This is a genomic window from Crenobacter sp. CS_VA4 (assembly GCF_055597485.1).
In genome coordinates, this window is sequence record NZ_JBVMAE010000001.1 from 27,050 (window position 1) to 44,473 (window position 17,424).

Here is a 17,424-nt window from a genome sequence, read left to right on the forward strand (position 1 = left end):
AATTAGCCCACCGCCACCGCCAGCGCGAAGCCCTGATCCAGCACGCGGCAGACTAGCTCCGTCCCGCACAATATCGCCGCGCGATCTGTGCTCCATTCGGCGAGACCGACCCCGCGCGCCTTGCCGCGCGCCTCCAGTTCCGCCCACGCCAGACAAAACGCCGCCGTCTGTTCATGCTCCGGCAGCGCGATCAGCTCGCGCGTCGTTGCCGGCCCGAGGAAGTCGTACGCGACGTCCTGCCAGTCGGGCAGTGCGCCCAGCTCGACCAGGTCGACGCCGACCGGTCGCGCCGCCAACGCGAACGCCACGCGCTCACCGGCGTACGACAGCGACAGCCGCTCGGCGCCGGCGAGACCGATCAGGCGCGGCGCGGGCTCTCCGTCGACCAGCCGAAGCGACTCCAGAGCTTGGCCGGAGCCGGCCGCGACCAGCGCCGGCAGCGCCCGTCGCACCGCCAGCCGCTGCACCGCGCGCGGCCCCGGCAGCCCCAGCCAGCCGACGCAGACACCGCGTTCGGCCAACGTTGCCGGTGGCAGCCACCAGCCGTGCGCTAGCGCGGCCACGGCACCGCCGGCGAGCCGGTCCAGGCGCTGGCGGCCGGGATGTGCTCACCCTTCATCACCAGGGTCAGCGGGCCAAGCGTCGCGCCGTCGCCGATGCTCGCGTCGTAGAGCACGGTGGCGCGCGCACCGACGGTGACGCCGGCGCCGATCTCGACCCGGCCAATCTTCATCACCCGGTCTTCGAACAGGTGGGTCTGCGGGCCCGACCAGGCGTTGAGCACGCTGTAGTCACCGATGCGCACGCAGTCGAATTCGGTCACGTCGGCGGTGTCGAGATACACGCCGCGGCCGATGGTCACGCCGAACAGGCGCAGCGCGTACGGCAGTAGCGGCGTGCCGCGCAGGAAGTTCAGGCAGTTCGGGATCGCCATCGATTCGTACACGCTGGTCACCGCCTCCGACACCCAGACGAAGCGCGTCCACATCGGCGCGGCGCGCGGCTTATAGCGGCCGATCAGCAGCCACTTGAGCGCAACGACCAGGAGCAGCGAGCCTGCGCCGTACACCAGGCCGGTCGACGCCATCAGCGTGATCGCCTCGAACCAATCGCCGCGCGCGGCGATCGGCAGCACCGACAGTACCGTCCAGTAGCCGACCGCGATCACCAGCGCCAGCGGCAGCACGGTGCGCAGCGCCTCGATCGCGCCTCGCGCGATGCGGCGGCCGGTCGACGGGCGGAAGGTCAGGTGAGCGGGGAAGCCGGCGAGCTGCTCGCGCGCCGGCAGCCTCATCGGCGGGCAGCCCACCCAGGTGTCGCCTTGCTGCATCGCGGCCGGCGCCTTCGACTGCACGCCGATCAGCACGTCCTCGGGCAAGGTGGTGCCGTCGGGGATGTAGGCGCCGTTGCCGACGAAGCTGCGGTTGCCGACCACGGTCGGGCGCAGCCGCATCCAGCCGGCGTCGATCTCCTCGTCGCCTAGCATCACCGCGTCGGCGATGAAGGTGTCGTCGCCGAGCGTCAGCATGTCGGGCACCACGCCCATCGCGGTCGAGATCTCCGCGCCGCGGCCGACGCGCGCGCCCAAGAGCCGGTACCACCATGGCGCGAACACCGTCGCGTACAGGCCGTGCAAGGTCTGCAGGCTCGACTCCTGGATCTGGTTGGTGATCCACTTGCGGAAGTAGACGCGGCTGTGCACCGGCCACTGGCCGGCCGTGAGCCTCGGCAGCACCAGCCAGCGCAACGCCGCCGCGGTCAGCATCGTCGCGACGACCAACAGCGCGCTCGCCGGCAGCGCCAGCAGCAGGTAGATCGCGAAGGCGGCGACGCCCGGCGGCGCGTCCTGCGACGACAGGTCGAGCCAGCTAGCGTCCAGCCAGTCGATCAGCATGAAGCTCGGGAACACCGGCATGAAGAACAGCGCCGCCACCAGCGCGGCGCCGCCGAGGTAGGCGAGCGTCGCCAACAGCCGCGCACCGCGCCCCGGCTGCGGACGCGGCGGGTAGCGTTCCGGCTGGCGATCGGCTTGCCAGCGCGCCGGCGCGCCGTCCCAGACCTGGCCGGCCGGCACGCGCTGGCCCGAGCCGAGCGCCGACAAGCCATCGAGGTGTCCGCCCGCCTCGATCACCGTGCCGCCCTCGAGCGTCGCGTACGAGCCGACGTAGCCGTCGCGGCCGATCTCGATGGTGCCGAGCAGCAGGCTGCCGCGCTCAACGCGCGCATTCTCGAGGTTGACCGACGCACCGATGCTGACGCCGTCGCCGACCGTCAACAGGTCGGGTGCGCGCAGCGAGATCGAGCCTATCGTCGTGTCGCGGCCGATCCGGGCCCCGAGCAGGCGCAGATAGATCGCGTGCAGCGGCGAACCGGCGATCAGGTAGACCGACGGGATCTCGGAGAGGCGATCGGCCAGCCACCAGCGGAAGTAGTAGCCGCCCCACAGCGGGTAGCGGCCGGGCTTGGCGCGGCCGAGCACCAGCCACTTGCCGGCGACGGCGATCGCGAAGCTCGCCAGCTGCGCGGCGAGGAACACGCCGAGCGAGGCGAGCACCGCAAGCAGCATGCTGTCGCCGTCGTCGCCGGTCAGGTAGTTGTAGGTGAAGAACGGCGCCAGCCAGTGCAGCATGCGCAAGCCGATCAAGGGCGGCAGGCACAGCGCCTGCGCCGCGCCGCACAGCGTGCGCTTGAAGCGCGACGTGGTCGCGATCACCGGTTCGGCCAACGTTGGCGCGTCATCGACGCGGCGCTCGTCCATCACCACGGCGATCGCCGCCAGCGTGCGGCGCTGGTAGACGTCGTGCACGGTGATCGCGGCAAAGCGCGCGTCGCGACGCAGCGTCGACACCAGCCGCGCGGCGAGCAAGGAATGGCCGCCCATGTCAGTGAAGAAGTCGGCCGAAAGGCGCAGCGCCTGGCCGGGGAACAGCGGGACCAGTGCATTGAACAGCGCGAGCTCCGCGTCGCTGACCGGCGTATCCGATTCGCCGTCCGGCGGCGCGTCGGCCACCGGCAACGCGCGCAGCGCCTTGCGGTCGATCTTGCCCGAGGTCAGCCGCGGCAGCACCTCGACCGGCTCGAACAGGGCCGGCACCATATACGGCGGCAGCCGTTCGCGCAGCCGCTGGCGCAGCACCGGCATCGCGATGTCGGCGCCGCCCTCGGTCGCGAGGTAGGCGACCAGCTGATCGACGCCGGCCAAGGGCTTGAGCACCACTGCCGCGGTGCCGACACCGTCCAGCTCGCACAACGCCGCCTCGATCTCGCCGAGCTCGACGCGGAAGCCGCGCACCTTGACCTGGTCGTCGGCACGACCGAGGCACTGGATCTGGCCGTGCTCGTCGATGCGCGCCAGGTCGCCGGTCTTGTAGAGGCGCAGCTCGTGCTCGTTGTGCGCGTACGGGTTGGGCAGGAATTTCTCGGCGGTCAGCTCGGGGCGGCCCAGGTAGCCGGCGGCGACGCCGGGGCCGATGATGCACAGCTCACCGGTTTCGCCGGCCGGCAGCGCGTTGAGGCCGGCGTCGACCACCAGCAGACCGTAGTTGGGCAGCGGTTTGCCGATTGTCACCGGCTCGCCGCGTTTCAGTTCCGCCAGGCTCGCCGACACCGTCGCCTCGGTCGGTCCGTAGGTGTTGAACATCAGCCGATCCGGCGTCGCCCAGCGCTCGACCAGCGTCTCGGGGCACATCTCGCCGCCGAGGTTGATGATGCGCAAGTCCGGCACGTCGCTGCCGAACAGCGCCAGCAGCGTCGGCACCGCGTGCAGCACGGTGACCTGTTCGCGGATCAACGCCGCCGGCAGCGCATCCGGGTCGCTGACGATCTCGCGCGGCGCGAGCCACAGCGTCGCGCCGACCAGATAGGAGATCCAGATTTCCTCGAACGACATGTCGAACGCGACCGAGAAGCCCTGGTAGACCTTGTCGTCGCCGCGCACGCCGAGGATTTCGTTCTCGCTCCTCAGGAAGTGGCAGATGCTACCGTGCTCGATCGCGATGCCCTTCGGCTTGCCGGTCGAGCCCGAGGTATAGATCACGTAGGCCGGGTGCTCAGGGCGCAGGCCGGCGCGGCGCGCGAGCGGTCCGGCGACCGGCGCCAGCAGCGCCTCGGCGGTCCATACCGGCAAGGGGAAGCCCGCCAGCGCCGGCAGCAGCGCGGCGCAGCCGACCAGGCCGGTCGCGCCGGCGTCTTCCAGGCAGACCGCGATGCGCTCGACCGGGGTGTCGGCGTCGAACGGCAGCCAGGCGGCGCCGGCCTTGGTGATCGCCGCCTGCATGATCAGGAGGTCGGCGCCGCGCGGCAGCCACAGGCCGACGATCTGGCCCGGCGCGACGCCGGCCTGGATCAGGTGGTGCGCGGCCAGGTCGGCCAGCGTGTTCAGTTCGCCGTAGTTGACGACGCGTTCGCCGTCGATCAACGCCGGCTGGTGGGGCGCCCGGGCGGCGGTGGCCTCGAGCAGATCGGGCAGCACCTCGTGCCGCAGCAGGTCGGGGCGGTGGGGGCCGCGTAATACCATGTTTTTTTCCTAGTGACGCAGGAACCGTTCAAACGGCTCGAAGCGTCGAAATGTAGCAAAATAATGTGATTTTCATGGTATCGGTTTGTATCCTCCGTCCGTTCGTCGGTTACCTTCCGTTACAGCCACGGCGCCGAGCCGTCTCCCTCACCCGTTAGGCCTAGACAAGCCGGCAGCGTTACACTCACGGCATGAAAACACCGATCGTCTACGCCCATCCGAGCCATCGCGACTCGCGCGCCAACCAGGCGCTGCTCGGCGCGATGCGCGAGTTGTCCGACGTCACCCACGGCAGCCGCGGGGTCGGTGTCGAACCGTTGGTCGGACGGGCGCTCGCCTACCGCGACTACCTGAGGGCGCTGCGCGCCGACGCCTCGCCCTATAGGCTCGACCGCCGCCATGGGGGCGCCCGATGAGCGTGTTGTCGTCCCCCGACTTCTTCCAGCAGGCGACCATCTATCTGGGCGCCGCCGTGCTGATGGTGCCGCTGACCAAGAAGCTCGGCCTCGGCTCGGTGCTCGGCTACCTGGTGGCCGGCATGGCGATCGGGCCGTGGGGGCTGGGGCTGATCGGCCAGGTCGAGGAGGTGCTGCACTTCTCCGAATTCGGCGTGGTACTGATGATGTTCCTGATCGGCTTGGAGCTGGAGCCGCGCCGGCTCTGGCAGCTGCGCGGCACCATCTTCGGCCTCGGCGGCCTGCAGGTGGGGCTGACCTTGGCGGCGGTGTGGGCGCTGGCGCGCTGGGCCGCTTGGCCGAACGAGGTAGCGGTAGTCGCCGGCATGGGCGTGGCGATGTCGTCGACCGCGATCGTGATGCAGACGCTGACCGAACGGCAGCTCGCCAATACCGCACCCGGTCACGCCGCGTTCGCGATCCTGCTCTTGCAGGACCTGGCGGTGATTCCGCTGTTGATGGCGCTGGCGCTCTTGGCCCCGACGTCCGGCGGCGGCTTCGACCCGATGGCGGCGGCGCGGGCGCTGGCGGCGATCGTGGCGATCGGCCTGTTCGGCAAGTTCCTGCTGCGGCCGTTGTTACGAATGATCGCCGGCGCCGGCTTGCGCGAGGTGTTCATCGCCTTCTCGCTGCTGTTGGTGGTCGGCGTCGCGCAGCTGATGCTGGCGGTCGGGCTGTCGATGGCGCTCGGGGCGTTCCTCGCCGGCGTGCTGCTTGCCGACAGCGAGTACCGCCACGAGCTGGAACTCGACATCGAGCCGTTCAAGGGGCTGCTGCTCGGGCTGTTCTTCATCGCGGTCGGTATGTCGGTGAACCTGGCGCTGGTACTGCGCGACCCGCTGACCGTGCTGGCGCTGGCCGCCGCGGTGCTGCTGCTCAAGAGCGTGCTGCTGTTCCCGCTCGGCCGGCTGTTCAAGCTGCCGACACCGCATGCGCTGCCGTTTGCGCTCTTGTTGTCGCAGGTCGGCGAGTTCGCCTTCGTGCTGTTCGCCGAGGCCAACCGGCTCGGCCTGCTCGACGAGGCCCGCGCCGCGCAGTTCAAGGCGGCGGTGGTGCTGTCGATGGTGGCGACGCCGCTGCTGTTGATGCTGTTCGAGCACCGGCTGCTGCCCCGGCTCGAGCGCCAGGGCAACCCGCGTCCGGCCGATGTGATCGACGAACAGCACCCGGTGATCATCGCCGGCTTCGGCCGCTTCGGCCAGGTGGTGATGCGGCTGTTCCACGGCATCGGCCAGCGCGCGACCATCGTCGAGCACGACCCGAACCAGATCGACATGGTGCGCCGCTTCGGCTGGAAGGCGTATTACGGCGACGCCAGCCGGCTCGACATCCTCGAGTCAGCTGGCGCCGCACGGGCGCGCCTCTTGGTGCTGGCGCTCGACGACCCGGACACGGTGATCAAGATCGCCAGGGAGGTGCGCCAGCGCTATCCGAACCTGGCGATCATCGCGCGCGCGCACGGCCGCAGCGACGCGGCCGACCTGCTGGAGCTGGGCGTCGAGGTGGTGCGCGAAACGTTCGGCTCGGCGCTGATCGCCGCCGAACTGGCACTGCGCCAGCTCGGCCACGAGCCCTACACCGCGCGACGCCTGGTCTGGCGCTTCCGCCAGCACGACGAGGCCTTGTTGGCCGAAGGCCTGAAGCACCGCCACGACCGCGGCCGGCTGATCTCGCTGATGAATCGCGGCCGCCGCGACCTGGAAAACCTGCTCGGCGCCGAGCTGAAGCGCCCCAACGAACACGACGAGCCGGACTGGCATTGAAACCGTCCAGCACAGATGACTGGCATGAACGGTGCTTACCGCCGGATTCTGCAGTGAAAAAGGGCAAACTCGCCAAGCTCGGCAATTAATCGCCCCAGACGGCAGGCTGGGCGACAACATCCCCCTCATGCCAACTGTCGAACAAAAACCATGCCGGGAATGCCATTTTTCGCGGCGCAGCATTTCGGATACACTTTAAAGCATCCCCCCATCCGATTGCGGCTTGAGCACGATGACCACCCAGCCCCGACTACGCGAAATCCCCTACAACTACACCTCGTTTTCCGACCGCGAGATCGTCATCCGCCTGCTCGGCGAAGAGGTCTGGTCGGTGCTCGACGAGCTGCGCGGCGAGCGCCGCACCGGCCGTTCCGCCCGTATGCTGTTCGAGGTGCTCGGTGACATCTGGGTGGTGGAACGCAATCCCTACCTGGTCGACGACCTGCTCGACAACCCGAAGCGGCTGAGCGCCTTGGTCGGCGCGATGCACCACCGCCTCACCGAAGTGGAAAAGCGCCGCGAGGGCAACGACAAGGTCGGCGGCATGATCGGCGCGGCCCGACTGGCGGTCGAGCGCTTCGAGCAGAGCTTCGTCGAGACCCGCGAACTGCGCACCAAGATCCTCAAGCGCCTGGGCAAGACCTCCCGCAAGGACAACATCCTGTTCGACGGGCTGGCGCGCGTCTCGCACGTCACCGACGCCACCGACTGGCGCGTCGAGTACCCGTTCGTGGTGCTGTGCCCGGACACCGAGGCCGAGATCGCGCCGCTGGTGAAGGGCTGTATCGAGCTCGGGCTGACGATCATCCCGCGTGGCGGTGGCACCGGTTACACCGGCGGCGCGGTGCCGCTCGATCGGATGAGCGCGGTGATCAACACAGAAAAGCTCGACCTCCACAACGGCGTCGAGTACATCGAGCTGCCAGGCCTCGGCGGCAAGTACCCGACCATCCAGTGCGGCGCCGGCGTGGTAACCCGCCGCGTCGAAGAGGCGGCGTACGCGGCCGGCGTGGTGTTCGCGGTCGACCCGACCTCGGCCGACGCCTCCTGTATCGGCGGCAACGTCGCGATGAACGCCGGCGGCAAGAAGGCGCTGTTGTGGGGCACCGCGCTCGACAACCTGGCCAGCTGGAAGATGGTCGACCCGGACGGCCACTGGCTGTTCATCGAACGGATCGGGCACAACTTCAGCAAGATCCACGATGTCGACAAGGCCACCTTCCGCATCACCAAGTTGGCCGAAGACGGCAAGACCGTGCTGGACACCCGCGAGCTGGCGATCCCCGGCAGCACCTTCCGCAAGGTCGGCCTGGGCAAGGACGTCACCGACAAGTTCCTCGCCGGCCTGCCTGGCATCCAGAAGGAAGGCTGCGACGGCATCATCACCAGCGCGCGCTTCGTGCTGCACCGCATGCCCAAGCACACCCGCACCGTCTGCCTGGAGTTCTTCGGCACGGTGGCGCAGGCCACCCCGGCGATCGTCGAGATCACCGACTACTTCAAGCCGGGCGGCGCGGGCTTGGCCGCCGGCGTGCAGCTGGCCGGCCTCGAGCACCTCGACTGGCGCTACGTGCGCGCGGTCGGCTACGCCACCAAGGCCAAGTCCAAGGGTCGGCCGAAGATGGTGCTGATCGCCGACATCGTGTCGGACGACGAAAACGCCGTCGCCGAAGCGTCCAGCCACGTGGTACGGCTCGCCAACGCCCGCTCGGGCGAGGGCTTCATCGCCGTCACTCCGGAGGCGCGCAAGAAATTCTGGCTCGACCGCTCGCGCACCGCGGCGATCGCCAAGCACACCAACGCGTTCAAGATCAACGAAGACGTGGTGATCCCGCTGCCGCGCCTCGGCGACTACTCCGACGGCATCGAGCGGATCAATATCGAGTTGTCGATCCAGAACAAGCTGGCGCTATGCAACGCGCTGGCCGACTACTTCCAGGGCAAGCTGCCGGTCGACAAGCTCGGCGCCGACGTGTCGTCGAACGAGCTGATCGGCGACCGCCGCGACGACGCGCTGACGCTGATCGAGACGGTGCGCGAACGCTGGCAGTGGATGCTCGACAACCTCGATGCGCAGTTCGGCGAGTACACCGCCCGCTACCCGGGCGCACCGCTGGAAGACGGCCCCGCCGATGCGGCCGACTCGCTGTTTATCGCGATGCGCGACGTCCACTTGCGCATGTCGTGGAAGCGCGAACTGCTGGCCGAACTGGAAACGCTGTTCTCCGGCAAGAGCGACGCGCCGCTGATCGAGCAGGTGCACGCGCTGCACCAGAAGGTGCTGCGCGGCCGGGTGTTCGTGGCGCTGCACATGCACGCCGGCGACGGCAACGTGCACACCAACCTGCCGGTCAACTCGGACGACTACGAGATGCTGCAGACCGCGCACCGCGCGGTCGCCCGGATCATGGCGCTGGCGCGCGCGCTCAACGGCGTGATCTCCGGCGAGCACGGCATCGGCATCACCAAGCTCGAGTTCCTCACCGACGAGGAAATGGCGCCGTTCACCGCATACAAGCAGCAGGTCGACCCGAACGGCCACTTCAACCGCGGCAAGCTGCTGGCCGGCGCCGACCTGTCGCGTGCCTACACGCCGTCGTTCGAGCTGTTGGGCGCCGAGTCGCTGATCCTCGAGCAGTCCGACATCGGCCAGATCTCGTACATGGTCAAGGACTGCCTGCGCTGCGGCAAGTGCAAACCGGTGTGCTCGACCCACGTGCCGCGCGCCAACCTGCTGTACAGCCCGCGCAACAAGATCCTCGGCACCGGCCTGTTGACCGAAGCATTCCTTTACGAGGAACAGACCCGTCGCGGCGTCAGCATGAAGCACTTCGACGAGCTGTCCGACGTCGCCGACCACTGTACCGTCTGCCACCGCTGCCTGAACCCCTGCCCGGTGAAGATCGACTTCGGCGACGTGTCGGTGGCGATGCGCAACTTCCTCAGGAAGACCGGCAACAAGAAGTTCAACCCGGGCACCGCGCTCGGCATGGCGTTCCTCAACGCCAAGGACCCGGCCACCGTCAAGTTGCTGCGTAAGGGCATGATCGAGTGGGGCTACAAGGCGCAACGCGCCGGCCACAATCTGGCGAAGAAGTTCCACCTGATCAACGGTCAGACCCGCCAACCGCCGGTCACGCTCGGCAAGCCGCCGATCAAGCAACAGGTGATCCACTTCGTCAACAAGTCGCTGCCGGGCGGGCTGCCGAAGAAGACTGCGCGCGCGCTGCTCGACGTCGAAGACGCCAGCATCGTGCCGGTGATCCGCAACCCGAAGCTCGCCGACGACGCCGAGGCGGTGTTCTACTTCCCGGGCTGCGGCTCGGAGCGGCTGTTCAGCCAGGTCGGCCTCGCCACCCAGGCGATGCTGTGGCACGCCGGCGTGCAGACGGTGCTGCCGCCGGGCTACCTGTGCTGCGGCTACCCGCAGACCTCGGCCGGCTTCGCCGACAAGGGCGAGCAGATCACCACCGAGAACCGCGTGCTGTTCCACCGCGTCGCCAACACGCTCAACTACCTCGACATCAAGACCGTGGTGGTCAGCTGCGGCACCTGCTACGACCAGCTCGCCAAGTACCGCTTCGAGGACATCTTCCCGGGCTGCCGCATCATCGACATCCACGAGTTCCTGATGGAGAAGGGCATCAAGCTCGACGGCGTCAGCGGCCAGAAGTACATGTACCACGACCCGTGCCACACGCCGATGAAGGCCTACCAGCCTATCCAGGTGGTGAACGAGCTGATGGGCGGCGGCGTGCCGCTGTCCGACCGCTGCTGCGGCGAATCGGGCACCTTCGCCGCCACCCGCCCGGACATCGCCACCCAGGTGCGCTTCCGCAAGCAGGAAGAGATCGCCAAGGGCGTGGCGGAGCTGACCGGCGGCGCTGTGCAGGAAAAGCCGGTGAAGATCCTCACCAGCTGCCCGTCCTGCCTGCAGGGCCTGTCGCGCTACGACGACGACACCGGCACCGAGGCCGACTACATCGTGGTCGAGATGGCCAAGCATGTGCTCGGCACCAACTGGCTGCCCGAGTATGTCGAGAAGGCGCGCAACGGCGGGATCGAACGGGTTCTGCTCTGACCCTTGTCGTAGGTGGAAAAGCCCAGTCTTCGGACTGGGCTTTTTGTTGGCCGAACGGGGCCGCGCTTCAACCCGGCGGCCGACGACGACGGCCGGGTTGATGCGCGACAATAAAAAAAGGGAGGCTTGCGCCTCCCGCCGATCTACCACCTACCCCCTTACTTAGCCGGTTTGCCAGACTTCTTGTGGCCCTTCTTGTGCGTCTTGGTCTTGTAGTGCTTGCTCGACTGGGCCTTCTGCGGCGCGGCTTTCTTGGCTGCATGGTGATGCTTATGGTGCGTCTTGTGATGATGCTTCTTGGCAGCCTGGGCCTTCTGCGTGGCGGCCGGTTTCTTGCCCGACTTGTGATGCTTCTTGGCCTTGTGCTTAGAGTGTGCCTTCTTGGCAGCCTGGGCTTTCTGCGCGGCCGGCTTGCTGGCAGCCTTCTGTTCGGCCGGCTTCGAGGCCGATTTTTTCTTCAGATGGGTCTTGTGGATGGTCGACGACTTGGCCGGCGCCTTGGCTTCGACCTTCGGAGTCGGCGCCTGGGTGGCCGGGGCATCGGCGGCGAAGCTGCCGGCCGATACCAGGCCGAATACGGTGGTCAGGGCGATCAGTACGAACTTTTTCATGGCGGCCAACTCCTTATGAATTGAATCGAGCATCTCCGGAACACCGCTGTTCGGTGCGTCCTTGTGCTCAATACTAGGTAGGCCCCCCGGTAGGGTATGTAAGGCAAATGTGAGCAGATGTAACCGCCTGTACCGCACGGCACAGCATGCGGCGACCACGAAAAAGGCCGGCTAACGCCGGCCTGATGGGAAAGAAGGGGGGACCTTAGTTGGCCACTGCCGGTTTCACGTCCACGGCGACCGCACGGGTGAACTTCACCTTCAGGAAGTCGCCGGCCTTGATCGACTTCAGGCGCTCCTGCAGTGCCGGGTTCTGCACCTTCAGGGTTTCGACATTCTGCTTCGCATCCTGAACGGTCACCAGGTTCTTCTGTTGGTCGACGTTGAGCACTTTCACCGAGGTGGCCACCTGGCGCACCACCGCGCCCAGCGGCTTCTCGCCCTTCACGGCCTTGACGGTGGTTTCCTTCTCGACGATCGCCGTGCTTTGCTCCTTGGCGCGCTCCAGCGCCACGGCCAGTGCGGCGACGGCATTCACCACCAACTTATCGCCCGGCTTCACCCGGTCGAGGTTCTTGACGGCCTTGCCCACGGCCACGACGCGAGTCGAGCCGTCCGCTTCGGTCAGCGTCACCAGGCGCTTCTTCAGGTCGACGCTCTGCACTTCAGGCCGCACTGCCGACGCTACGCCAGCGCCTGAACATCCCGGGGCCGAGCGTGCCGAGCATGGCGCCGCCGAGGATCAGCAGGATCGCCCAGCCGGCCACCGCGTTCAGTTCACCCTGACCGCTGGCGACCAGCAGCAGCGTCGACAACAGCGGCGTGGTGTACGACAGCGAGCCGATCTGGCGCGGGTCGCCGGTTTTCAGCGCGCGATCCCACAGGAAGAACGCGCCGCCCATCGGCCCCAACCCCAGGCCGAACAGCGACAGCCACTGCGCCGTGCTCGGGCTGACCGCCGGTTCGAACAGTGCGTGGCAGAGCAGCGCCAGCAGCCCGGACAGCAGGCAGAAGCCGCCGACCGCGCCGTTCGGGAAGGTCAGCCGCCGCGTCAGCAGGCTGTAGGTCGACCAGACCAGCGCCGCCGCGATCGCCAGCAGGTAACCGGGCAGCGCCTCGCCGGACACGGTCAGCGGACCGCCGGTGACGATCAGCCCGGCGCCGACGAAGCCGAGCAGGCCGCCGACGATGTGGCGCGCGGTCAGCACCGTTCCGGGCAGGATCAGCGGTGACAGCAGCACGATCAGCAACGGCCACAGGTAGTTGAGCAGGTTCGCCTCCAGCGCCGGCGCGTGGCGGAACGCGAAGAACAGCAGGAAATGGTAGCCGAACAGGCCGTACAGGCCGACGCCGAACACCGGCAAGGGGACCTTCCACTCGCGCAGCCGGTTGACCGACAGCAGGCTGCCGATGACCAACGCGACGCCGACCACGAAGAACGGCGGCAACGAACGGGTCAGCGCGCCGAGCGTGGCGAGCGACGCCCACAGCAGGATCGCGCCGGCGGCAAACAGCATCGGGTGGGAGCGCATGCGGGAGAATTCCTTGATCTGAAAAAGCTTGGCCGAAGGGCCAAGCTGGCAGCATACCGTAAGCCCGTCCTCGCCCCTACGCCCGGGGGACGACCGGCGCCGTGATTACGGCGGGGGCGGCGGCGCTTCGATCTTCAGCCGGGTCACCAGCAGCTGGTCGATCCGGTAATTGTCGATGTCGACCACCTCGAACTTGTAACCGGCAAACTCGACGCAGTCGGTACGCTTCGGGATCTTCTTCAGCATGTACATCATGAAGCCGGCGATGGTCTCGTAGTTCTGGTCGTCCGGCATTCCCTCGATGTCGAGCGCGCGCAGCACGTCCTCGACCGGCGTCACCCCATCGATCAGCCAGGAGTCGGTGTCGCGCTTGACGATCTGATCCTCGGGGGACGGGTTGACCAGGTCGCCCATCAGTGTGCTCATCACATCGTTGATGGTGATCACGCCGACCACCAGCGCGTATTCGTTGAGGATGATCGCGAAGTCCTCGCGGCTGCCCTTGAAGCGCTCGAGCATCTCCGACTGGGTCAGCGTGTCCGGCACCACCAACAGGTTGTGCACCAGCTTGCGGTCGGACAGCGAGATGCTCTGGCCGGTCAACAACCGCTTCAGGATGTCCTTCGAGTCGACGTAGCCGACCATCGCGTCGATGCTGCCGTCACAGACCAGGAACTTGGAGTGCGGGTGCTCGGCGATCTTCTCCTTGATGCTCGCCTCGCTCTCCTGCAGCGTGAAGTAGACGATGCTCTCGCGCTGCGTCATCGCCGATGGCACCGAGCGCGACTCCAGTTCGAACACGTTTTCCAGCAGATGGTGTTCCTGCCGCTGCAACATGCCGGCCTCGGCGCTGGCGTCCATCATCGCCAGGATGTCGGCCGAAGTGACCACGTCGCTGCGCGCGGTCGACACCTTGAGCAGCCGGAAGATCAGGTTGGCGAGGCCGTTGAACAGCCACACCAGCGGCCTAAACAGCCGGATACAGAACAACACCGGCTCGACCACCCGCACCGCCAGCGCCTCGGGCGACACCATCGCCAGCCGCTTCGGCATCAGGTCGGCGATCAGGATGAACAAGGACGTCACCAGCACGAAGGAGCAGAAGAAGCCGACCCGTTCGGCCAACGCCGCGTCGTGCAGCAGCGGCTGCAGCGCGGCGGCGAAGTACGGGGTGAACGCCGCCTCGCCGAGGATACCGCCGAGGATCGCCACCGCGTTCAGACCGATCTGCACCACGGTGAAGAAGTTGCCCGGGTGCGCCTGCAGGTGCAGCACCTTGGTCGCACGCGCGTCGCCTTCGTCGGCCAGCAGCTGCAGACGCAGCTTGCGCGCCGCCGCCAGCGAAATCTCGGAGATCGAGAAGAACGCACTGGTAGCGATCAAGAGGGCGATGATCAGGAGGTGATTGAGTAGACTCATGGTGTGTGGCGTAGAAAATCGACGATAGGCGCGAGCGTACCGCAGTCTAGCATATGGCCCGCTCCACCTTGATTGACCCGTCATGAGGGCCGCGCGGCGGCAGCGGCCGGCTGTGCTAGCATCGCTTTTCCGTGCTTCACCCTGATGGATTGCCTGCGATGACCTGCGAACTGTGTACCCGCGACGCCGGCCAGCTGCTTTACCGCGACGACTTCCTGCGCGTAGTGCTGGTCGACAACGAGCCTGACTACCCGGCGTTCTGCCGGGTGATCCTGAACGCCCACGTCAAGGAAATGACCGACCTGACGAGCGACGAACGCCAGCGGCTGATGGACTGGGTGTTCCGTACCGAGGCCGCGCTGCGCTGCGTGCTCAACCCGGACAAGATCAACCTCGCCACGCTCGGCAACGTGGTGCCGCACCTGCACTGGCACGTGATCCCGCGCTTCGCCGACGACGCGCACTTCCCGGCGCCGATCTGGGCGCCGCGCCAGCGCGACGGCGTCGCGCACCGCACCGACACCTTGGCCGAACGGTTGCGCTCCGCCTTGCAGGAGAGCTGACCCCCCTGCTAGCGCCACGCCATGACGGCACCGTCGGTCGGACTTGCCCCGTGCCCGCCGGCCTTGTAGGCTAATCCATCAGCATGGGAACCGCTCCCAAGCCGGCCAGCACGGCCGGCTCGCAAGCGGCTCCCCCGGCACCCTGCTCAAAGGGTGCGCCCCGCGCGTCGCTCGAACGTGGCGCGCCGTCCCGACGGAGACGTCATGTTCACCACCCTAATCAGCGCCCGCGAACTCGCCGCCCTGCCCGCGGCGCAGACCGTGATCCTCGACTGCCGCTTCAAGCTCACCGACCCCGGCTGGGGCCAACAGGCCTACGACGCCGGCCACCTGCCCGGCGCGCACTACCTGAATCTCGACTACCACCTGTCCGGCACCAAGACCGGCCAGAACGGCCGCCATCCGTTGCCGGACGGCCAACGGCTGGCGGTGGTGCTCGGCGCGTTCGGCGTCACCCCGGCCACCCAGGTGGTCACCTACGACGACGCCGGCGGGCTGTACGCCGCGCGCGCCTGGTGGCTGTTGAAGTGGCTAGGCCACAACGCGGTAGCGGTGCTCGACGGCGGCGTGGCCGCCTGGCAGGCCGACGGCGGCACGCTGACCGCCGACGCCCCGGCCGGCCACCCGACCCGTTTCGCGCCGCGCAGCGCGCTGAGCGGCAGCGTCGACGTCGACGCGGTGCTCGCCAATATCGGCCAGGACGACTTCCTGCTGGTCGACGCCCGTTCGCCGGAACGCTACCGCGGCGAGGGCGAGACGATGGACCCGGTCGGCGGTCACATCCCGGGTGCGGCCAACCGCTTCTTCCAGCACAACCTCGGCGCCGACGGTCGCTTCAAGCCGGTCGATGCCTTGCGCGCCGAATGGCAGACGCTGCTCGGTGGCCGCGAGCCGGCCGAAGTGGTGCACCAGTGCGGCAGCGGCGTGTCCGCCTGCGTCAACCTGCTGGCGATGGAGCACGCCGGCCTCGCCGGCAGCCGGCTCTACCCCGGCTCGTGGAGCGAATGGTGCAGCGACCCGGCCCGGCCTATCGCAACCGACCAGCCATGAAAAAAGCCGGCAAACGCCGGCTTTTTTCTCGCCTACCCAAACCTCAGCCGAGCATCAGCCGCTGCAGCAGGCGTTGCCCGGCCGGCCAGCTGCCGAGCCCGCTGTCGCTGCCCATATGGCCGGCCCGGCCGGCGTCGATCAGCGGCATGCCCCAGCCCTCGGCCATCCGCTCGGCCTCGGCGAAGCCACAGAACGGGTCGTCCCGGCTCGCCACCATCAGCGTAGGCACAGGCAGGCGCAGCAGGCGCGGCGCTTCGAAGCCGGCGAAATCGGGCAGCGGCGCGTCCTGCGGCAGCTCCCCGCTGGCGCGCGCCAGTTCGGCGTGGATCGGCAGCGCCGGCGGCGCGACCAGCAGCATCCCCTGTACCCGGCGCTGCTCGACGAGCGACGCCGACAGCAGCCACTCGACCGCCGTGTGGCAGCCGAGGCTGTGCGCGGCGATCACCACCCGGCCGTCGACATCGGCAAGCGTGCCGGCCAGCGCCGCCACCCAGGCGTCCCGGCTCGGGTACAGCCAGTCGCGCTGTTCGACCCACGCCGCCAGCGGGTAGCCCTTCTCCCAGTTACTCTGCCAGTGCAGCGGCCCGGAGTTGCCCCAGCCGGGCACCAGCACCAGCGTGATATCCTCGTCGAACATGTTAGCTCCAGTCGTAATCAACGGTCAGCGGCGCGTGGTCGGAGAACTTCACCTCCTTGTAGACGCTCGCCGCCCGGGCCTTCGCCGCGACCCCCGGCGTGGTGATGTGATAGTCAATGCGCCAACCGACGTCCTTGGCGTAAGCCTGGCCGCGGTTGCTCCACCAGGTATAACCGGGCACCTCCGGGTACAGCGTGCGCCACACGTCGACCCAGCCGACACGGTGGAACAGCTCGGTCAGCCAGGCGCGCTCCTCGGGCAGGAAGCCGGAGTTCTTCACATTGCCCTTCCAGTTCTTCAGGTCGATTTCCTGGTGGGCGATGTTCCAGTCGCCGCAGATCACGATGTCGCGGCCCGCTTCGAACAGCTCCTCGAGGTGCGGCAGGAACACCTCCATGAACGCGAACTTGACGTCCTGGCGCTCGTCGCTCGACGAACCGGACGGCAGGTACAGCGAGATCACCGTCAGCGTACCGAAGTCGGCGCGCAGGTAACGGCCCTCGGCGTCGAACTCGGGGATGCCCAGGCCCTCTTCGACCCGGTCCGGCACCCGTTTGCTGTACAGCCCGACGCCGCTGTAGCCCTTCTTCTCGGCGTAGTGAAACAGGCCGTGGTAGCCGGTCGGCGCGCGCATCCGTTCGGACAGGTCGCCGTCCTGCGCCTTCAATTCCTGCACGCAGACCACGTCGGCGCCGCTGGACTCCAGCCAGTCGAAGAAGCCCTTGCGATCCGCCGAGCGGATGCCGTTGAGGTTGGCCGAAACGATTCGAAGCATGGGTTCTCCCGTGGTATCCTTG

Annotated in this window: 13 protein-coding genes; 5 read left to right on the forward strand and 8 right to left on the reverse strand. The window is 67.8% G+C overall.

The features are described 5' to 3' along the window. Nucleotides 1–2 precede the first annotated feature (2 nt). Nucleotides 3–563, reverse strand: a complete 561-nt coding sequence (locus ACZ2IA_RS00145) for a 4'-phosphopantetheinyl transferase family protein (RefSeq protein WP_470290527.1) — start codon at nt 561–563, stop codon at nt 3–5. Beyond that, nucleotides 551–4,516, reverse strand: coding sequence for a Pls/PosA family non-ribosomal peptide synthetase (locus tag ACZ2IA_RS00150; protein WP_470290528.1), 3,966 nt, complete (start codon nt 4,514–4,516; stop codon nt 551–553). The genes ACZ2IA_RS00145 and ACZ2IA_RS00150 overlap by 13 nt, the downstream gene beginning before the upstream one ends. Nucleotides 4,517–4,707: 191 nt before the next feature. On the opposite strand from ACZ2IA_RS00150, the gene ACZ2IA_RS00155 reads away from it, so the two are divergent. The 3 genes from ACZ2IA_RS00155 to ACZ2IA_RS00165 all read left to right on the forward strand — a co-directional run bounded on the left by ACZ2IA_RS00155 (nt 4,708) and on the right by ACZ2IA_RS00165 (nt 10,815). After that, the gene (locus ACZ2IA_RS00155) at nt 4,708–4,932 is read left to right on the forward strand and encodes a hypothetical protein (RefSeq protein ID WP_470290529.1); all 225 of its coding nucleotides are present in this window, start codon (nt 4,708–4,710) and stop codon (nt 4,930–4,932) included. Further along, complete coding sequence (locus ACZ2IA_RS00160; protein ID WP_470290530.1) at nt 4,929–6,734, forward strand: monovalent cation:proton antiporter-2 (CPA2) family protein; 1,806 nt, start codon at nt 4,929–4,931, stop codon at nt 6,732–6,734. Before ACZ2IA_RS00155 ends, ACZ2IA_RS00160 begins: the two co-directional genes overlap by 4 nt. Nucleotides 6,735–6,966: 232 nt before the next feature. Further along, nucleotides 6,967–10,815, forward strand: coding sequence for a DUF3683 domain-containing protein (locus ACZ2IA_RS00165; protein ID WP_470290835.1), 3,849 nt, complete (start codon nt 6,967–6,969; stop codon nt 10,813–10,815). A gap of 158 nt (nt 10,816–10,973) precedes the next feature. Here the strand turns inward: ACZ2IA_RS00165 and ACZ2IA_RS00170 are convergent, their stop codons facing one another. The 4 genes from ACZ2IA_RS00170 to paeA form a co-directional block, all read right to left on the reverse strand. Next, nucleotides 10,974–11,426: a hypothetical protein gene (locus ACZ2IA_RS00170; protein ID WP_470290531.1), complete on the reverse strand. Its 453-nt coding sequence runs from the start codon at nt 11,424–11,426 to the stop codon at nt 10,974–10,976. A gap of 205 nt (nt 11,427–11,631) precedes the next feature. Next, on the reverse strand, nt 11,632–12,102 hold the full coding sequence (locus tag ACZ2IA_RS00175) for a hypothetical protein (RefSeq protein ID WP_470290532.1): 471 nt from the start codon (nt 12,100–12,102) through the stop codon (nt 11,632–11,634). Then, nucleotides 12,092–12,958, reverse strand: coding sequence for a DMT family transporter (locus ACZ2IA_RS00180; protein WP_470290533.1), 867 nt, complete (start codon nt 12,956–12,958; stop codon nt 12,092–12,094). The genes ACZ2IA_RS00175 and ACZ2IA_RS00180 overlap by 11 nt, the downstream gene beginning before the upstream one ends. A 105-nt stretch (nt 12,959–13,063) precedes the next feature. Beyond that, complete coding sequence (gene paeA / locus ACZ2IA_RS00185) at nt 13,064–14,377, reverse strand: polyamine export protein PaeA (protein ID WP_470290534.1); 1,314 nt, start codon at nt 14,375–14,377, stop codon at nt 13,064–13,066. 158 nt (nt 14,378–14,535) lie between these two features. On the opposite strand from paeA, the gene ACZ2IA_RS00190 reads away from it, so the two are divergent. Both ACZ2IA_RS00190 and ACZ2IA_RS00195 read left to right on the forward strand, forming a co-directional pair. Beyond that, nucleotides 14,536–14,940, forward strand: a complete 405-nt coding sequence (locus tag ACZ2IA_RS00190) for an HIT family protein (protein ID WP_470290535.1) — start codon at nt 14,536–14,538, stop codon at nt 14,938–14,940. 204 nt (nt 14,941–15,144) lie between these two features. Beyond that, nucleotides 15,145–15,990 (forward strand): sulfurtransferase, encoded by an 846-nt coding sequence (locus ACZ2IA_RS00195; RefSeq protein WP_470290536.1) that lies wholly within the window; start codon nt 15,145–15,147, stop codon nt 15,988–15,990. A 43-nt stretch (nt 15,991–16,033) separates the two neighbouring features. Here the strand turns inward: ACZ2IA_RS00195 and ACZ2IA_RS00200 are convergent, their stop codons facing one another. Both ACZ2IA_RS00200 and ACZ2IA_RS00205 read right to left on the reverse strand, forming a co-directional pair. After that, the gene (locus ACZ2IA_RS00200; RefSeq protein ID WP_470290537.1) at nt 16,034–16,627 is read right to left on the reverse strand and encodes an alpha/beta hydrolase; all 594 of its coding nucleotides are present in this window, start codon (nt 16,625–16,627) and stop codon (nt 16,034–16,036) included. Between the two features lies 1 nt (nt 16,628). After that, nucleotides 16,629–17,402, reverse strand: coding sequence for an exodeoxyribonuclease III (locus tag ACZ2IA_RS00205; RefSeq protein WP_470290538.1), 774 nt, complete (start codon nt 17,400–17,402; stop codon nt 16,629–16,631). Between the last annotated feature and the right edge of the window lie 22 nt (nt 17,403–17,424).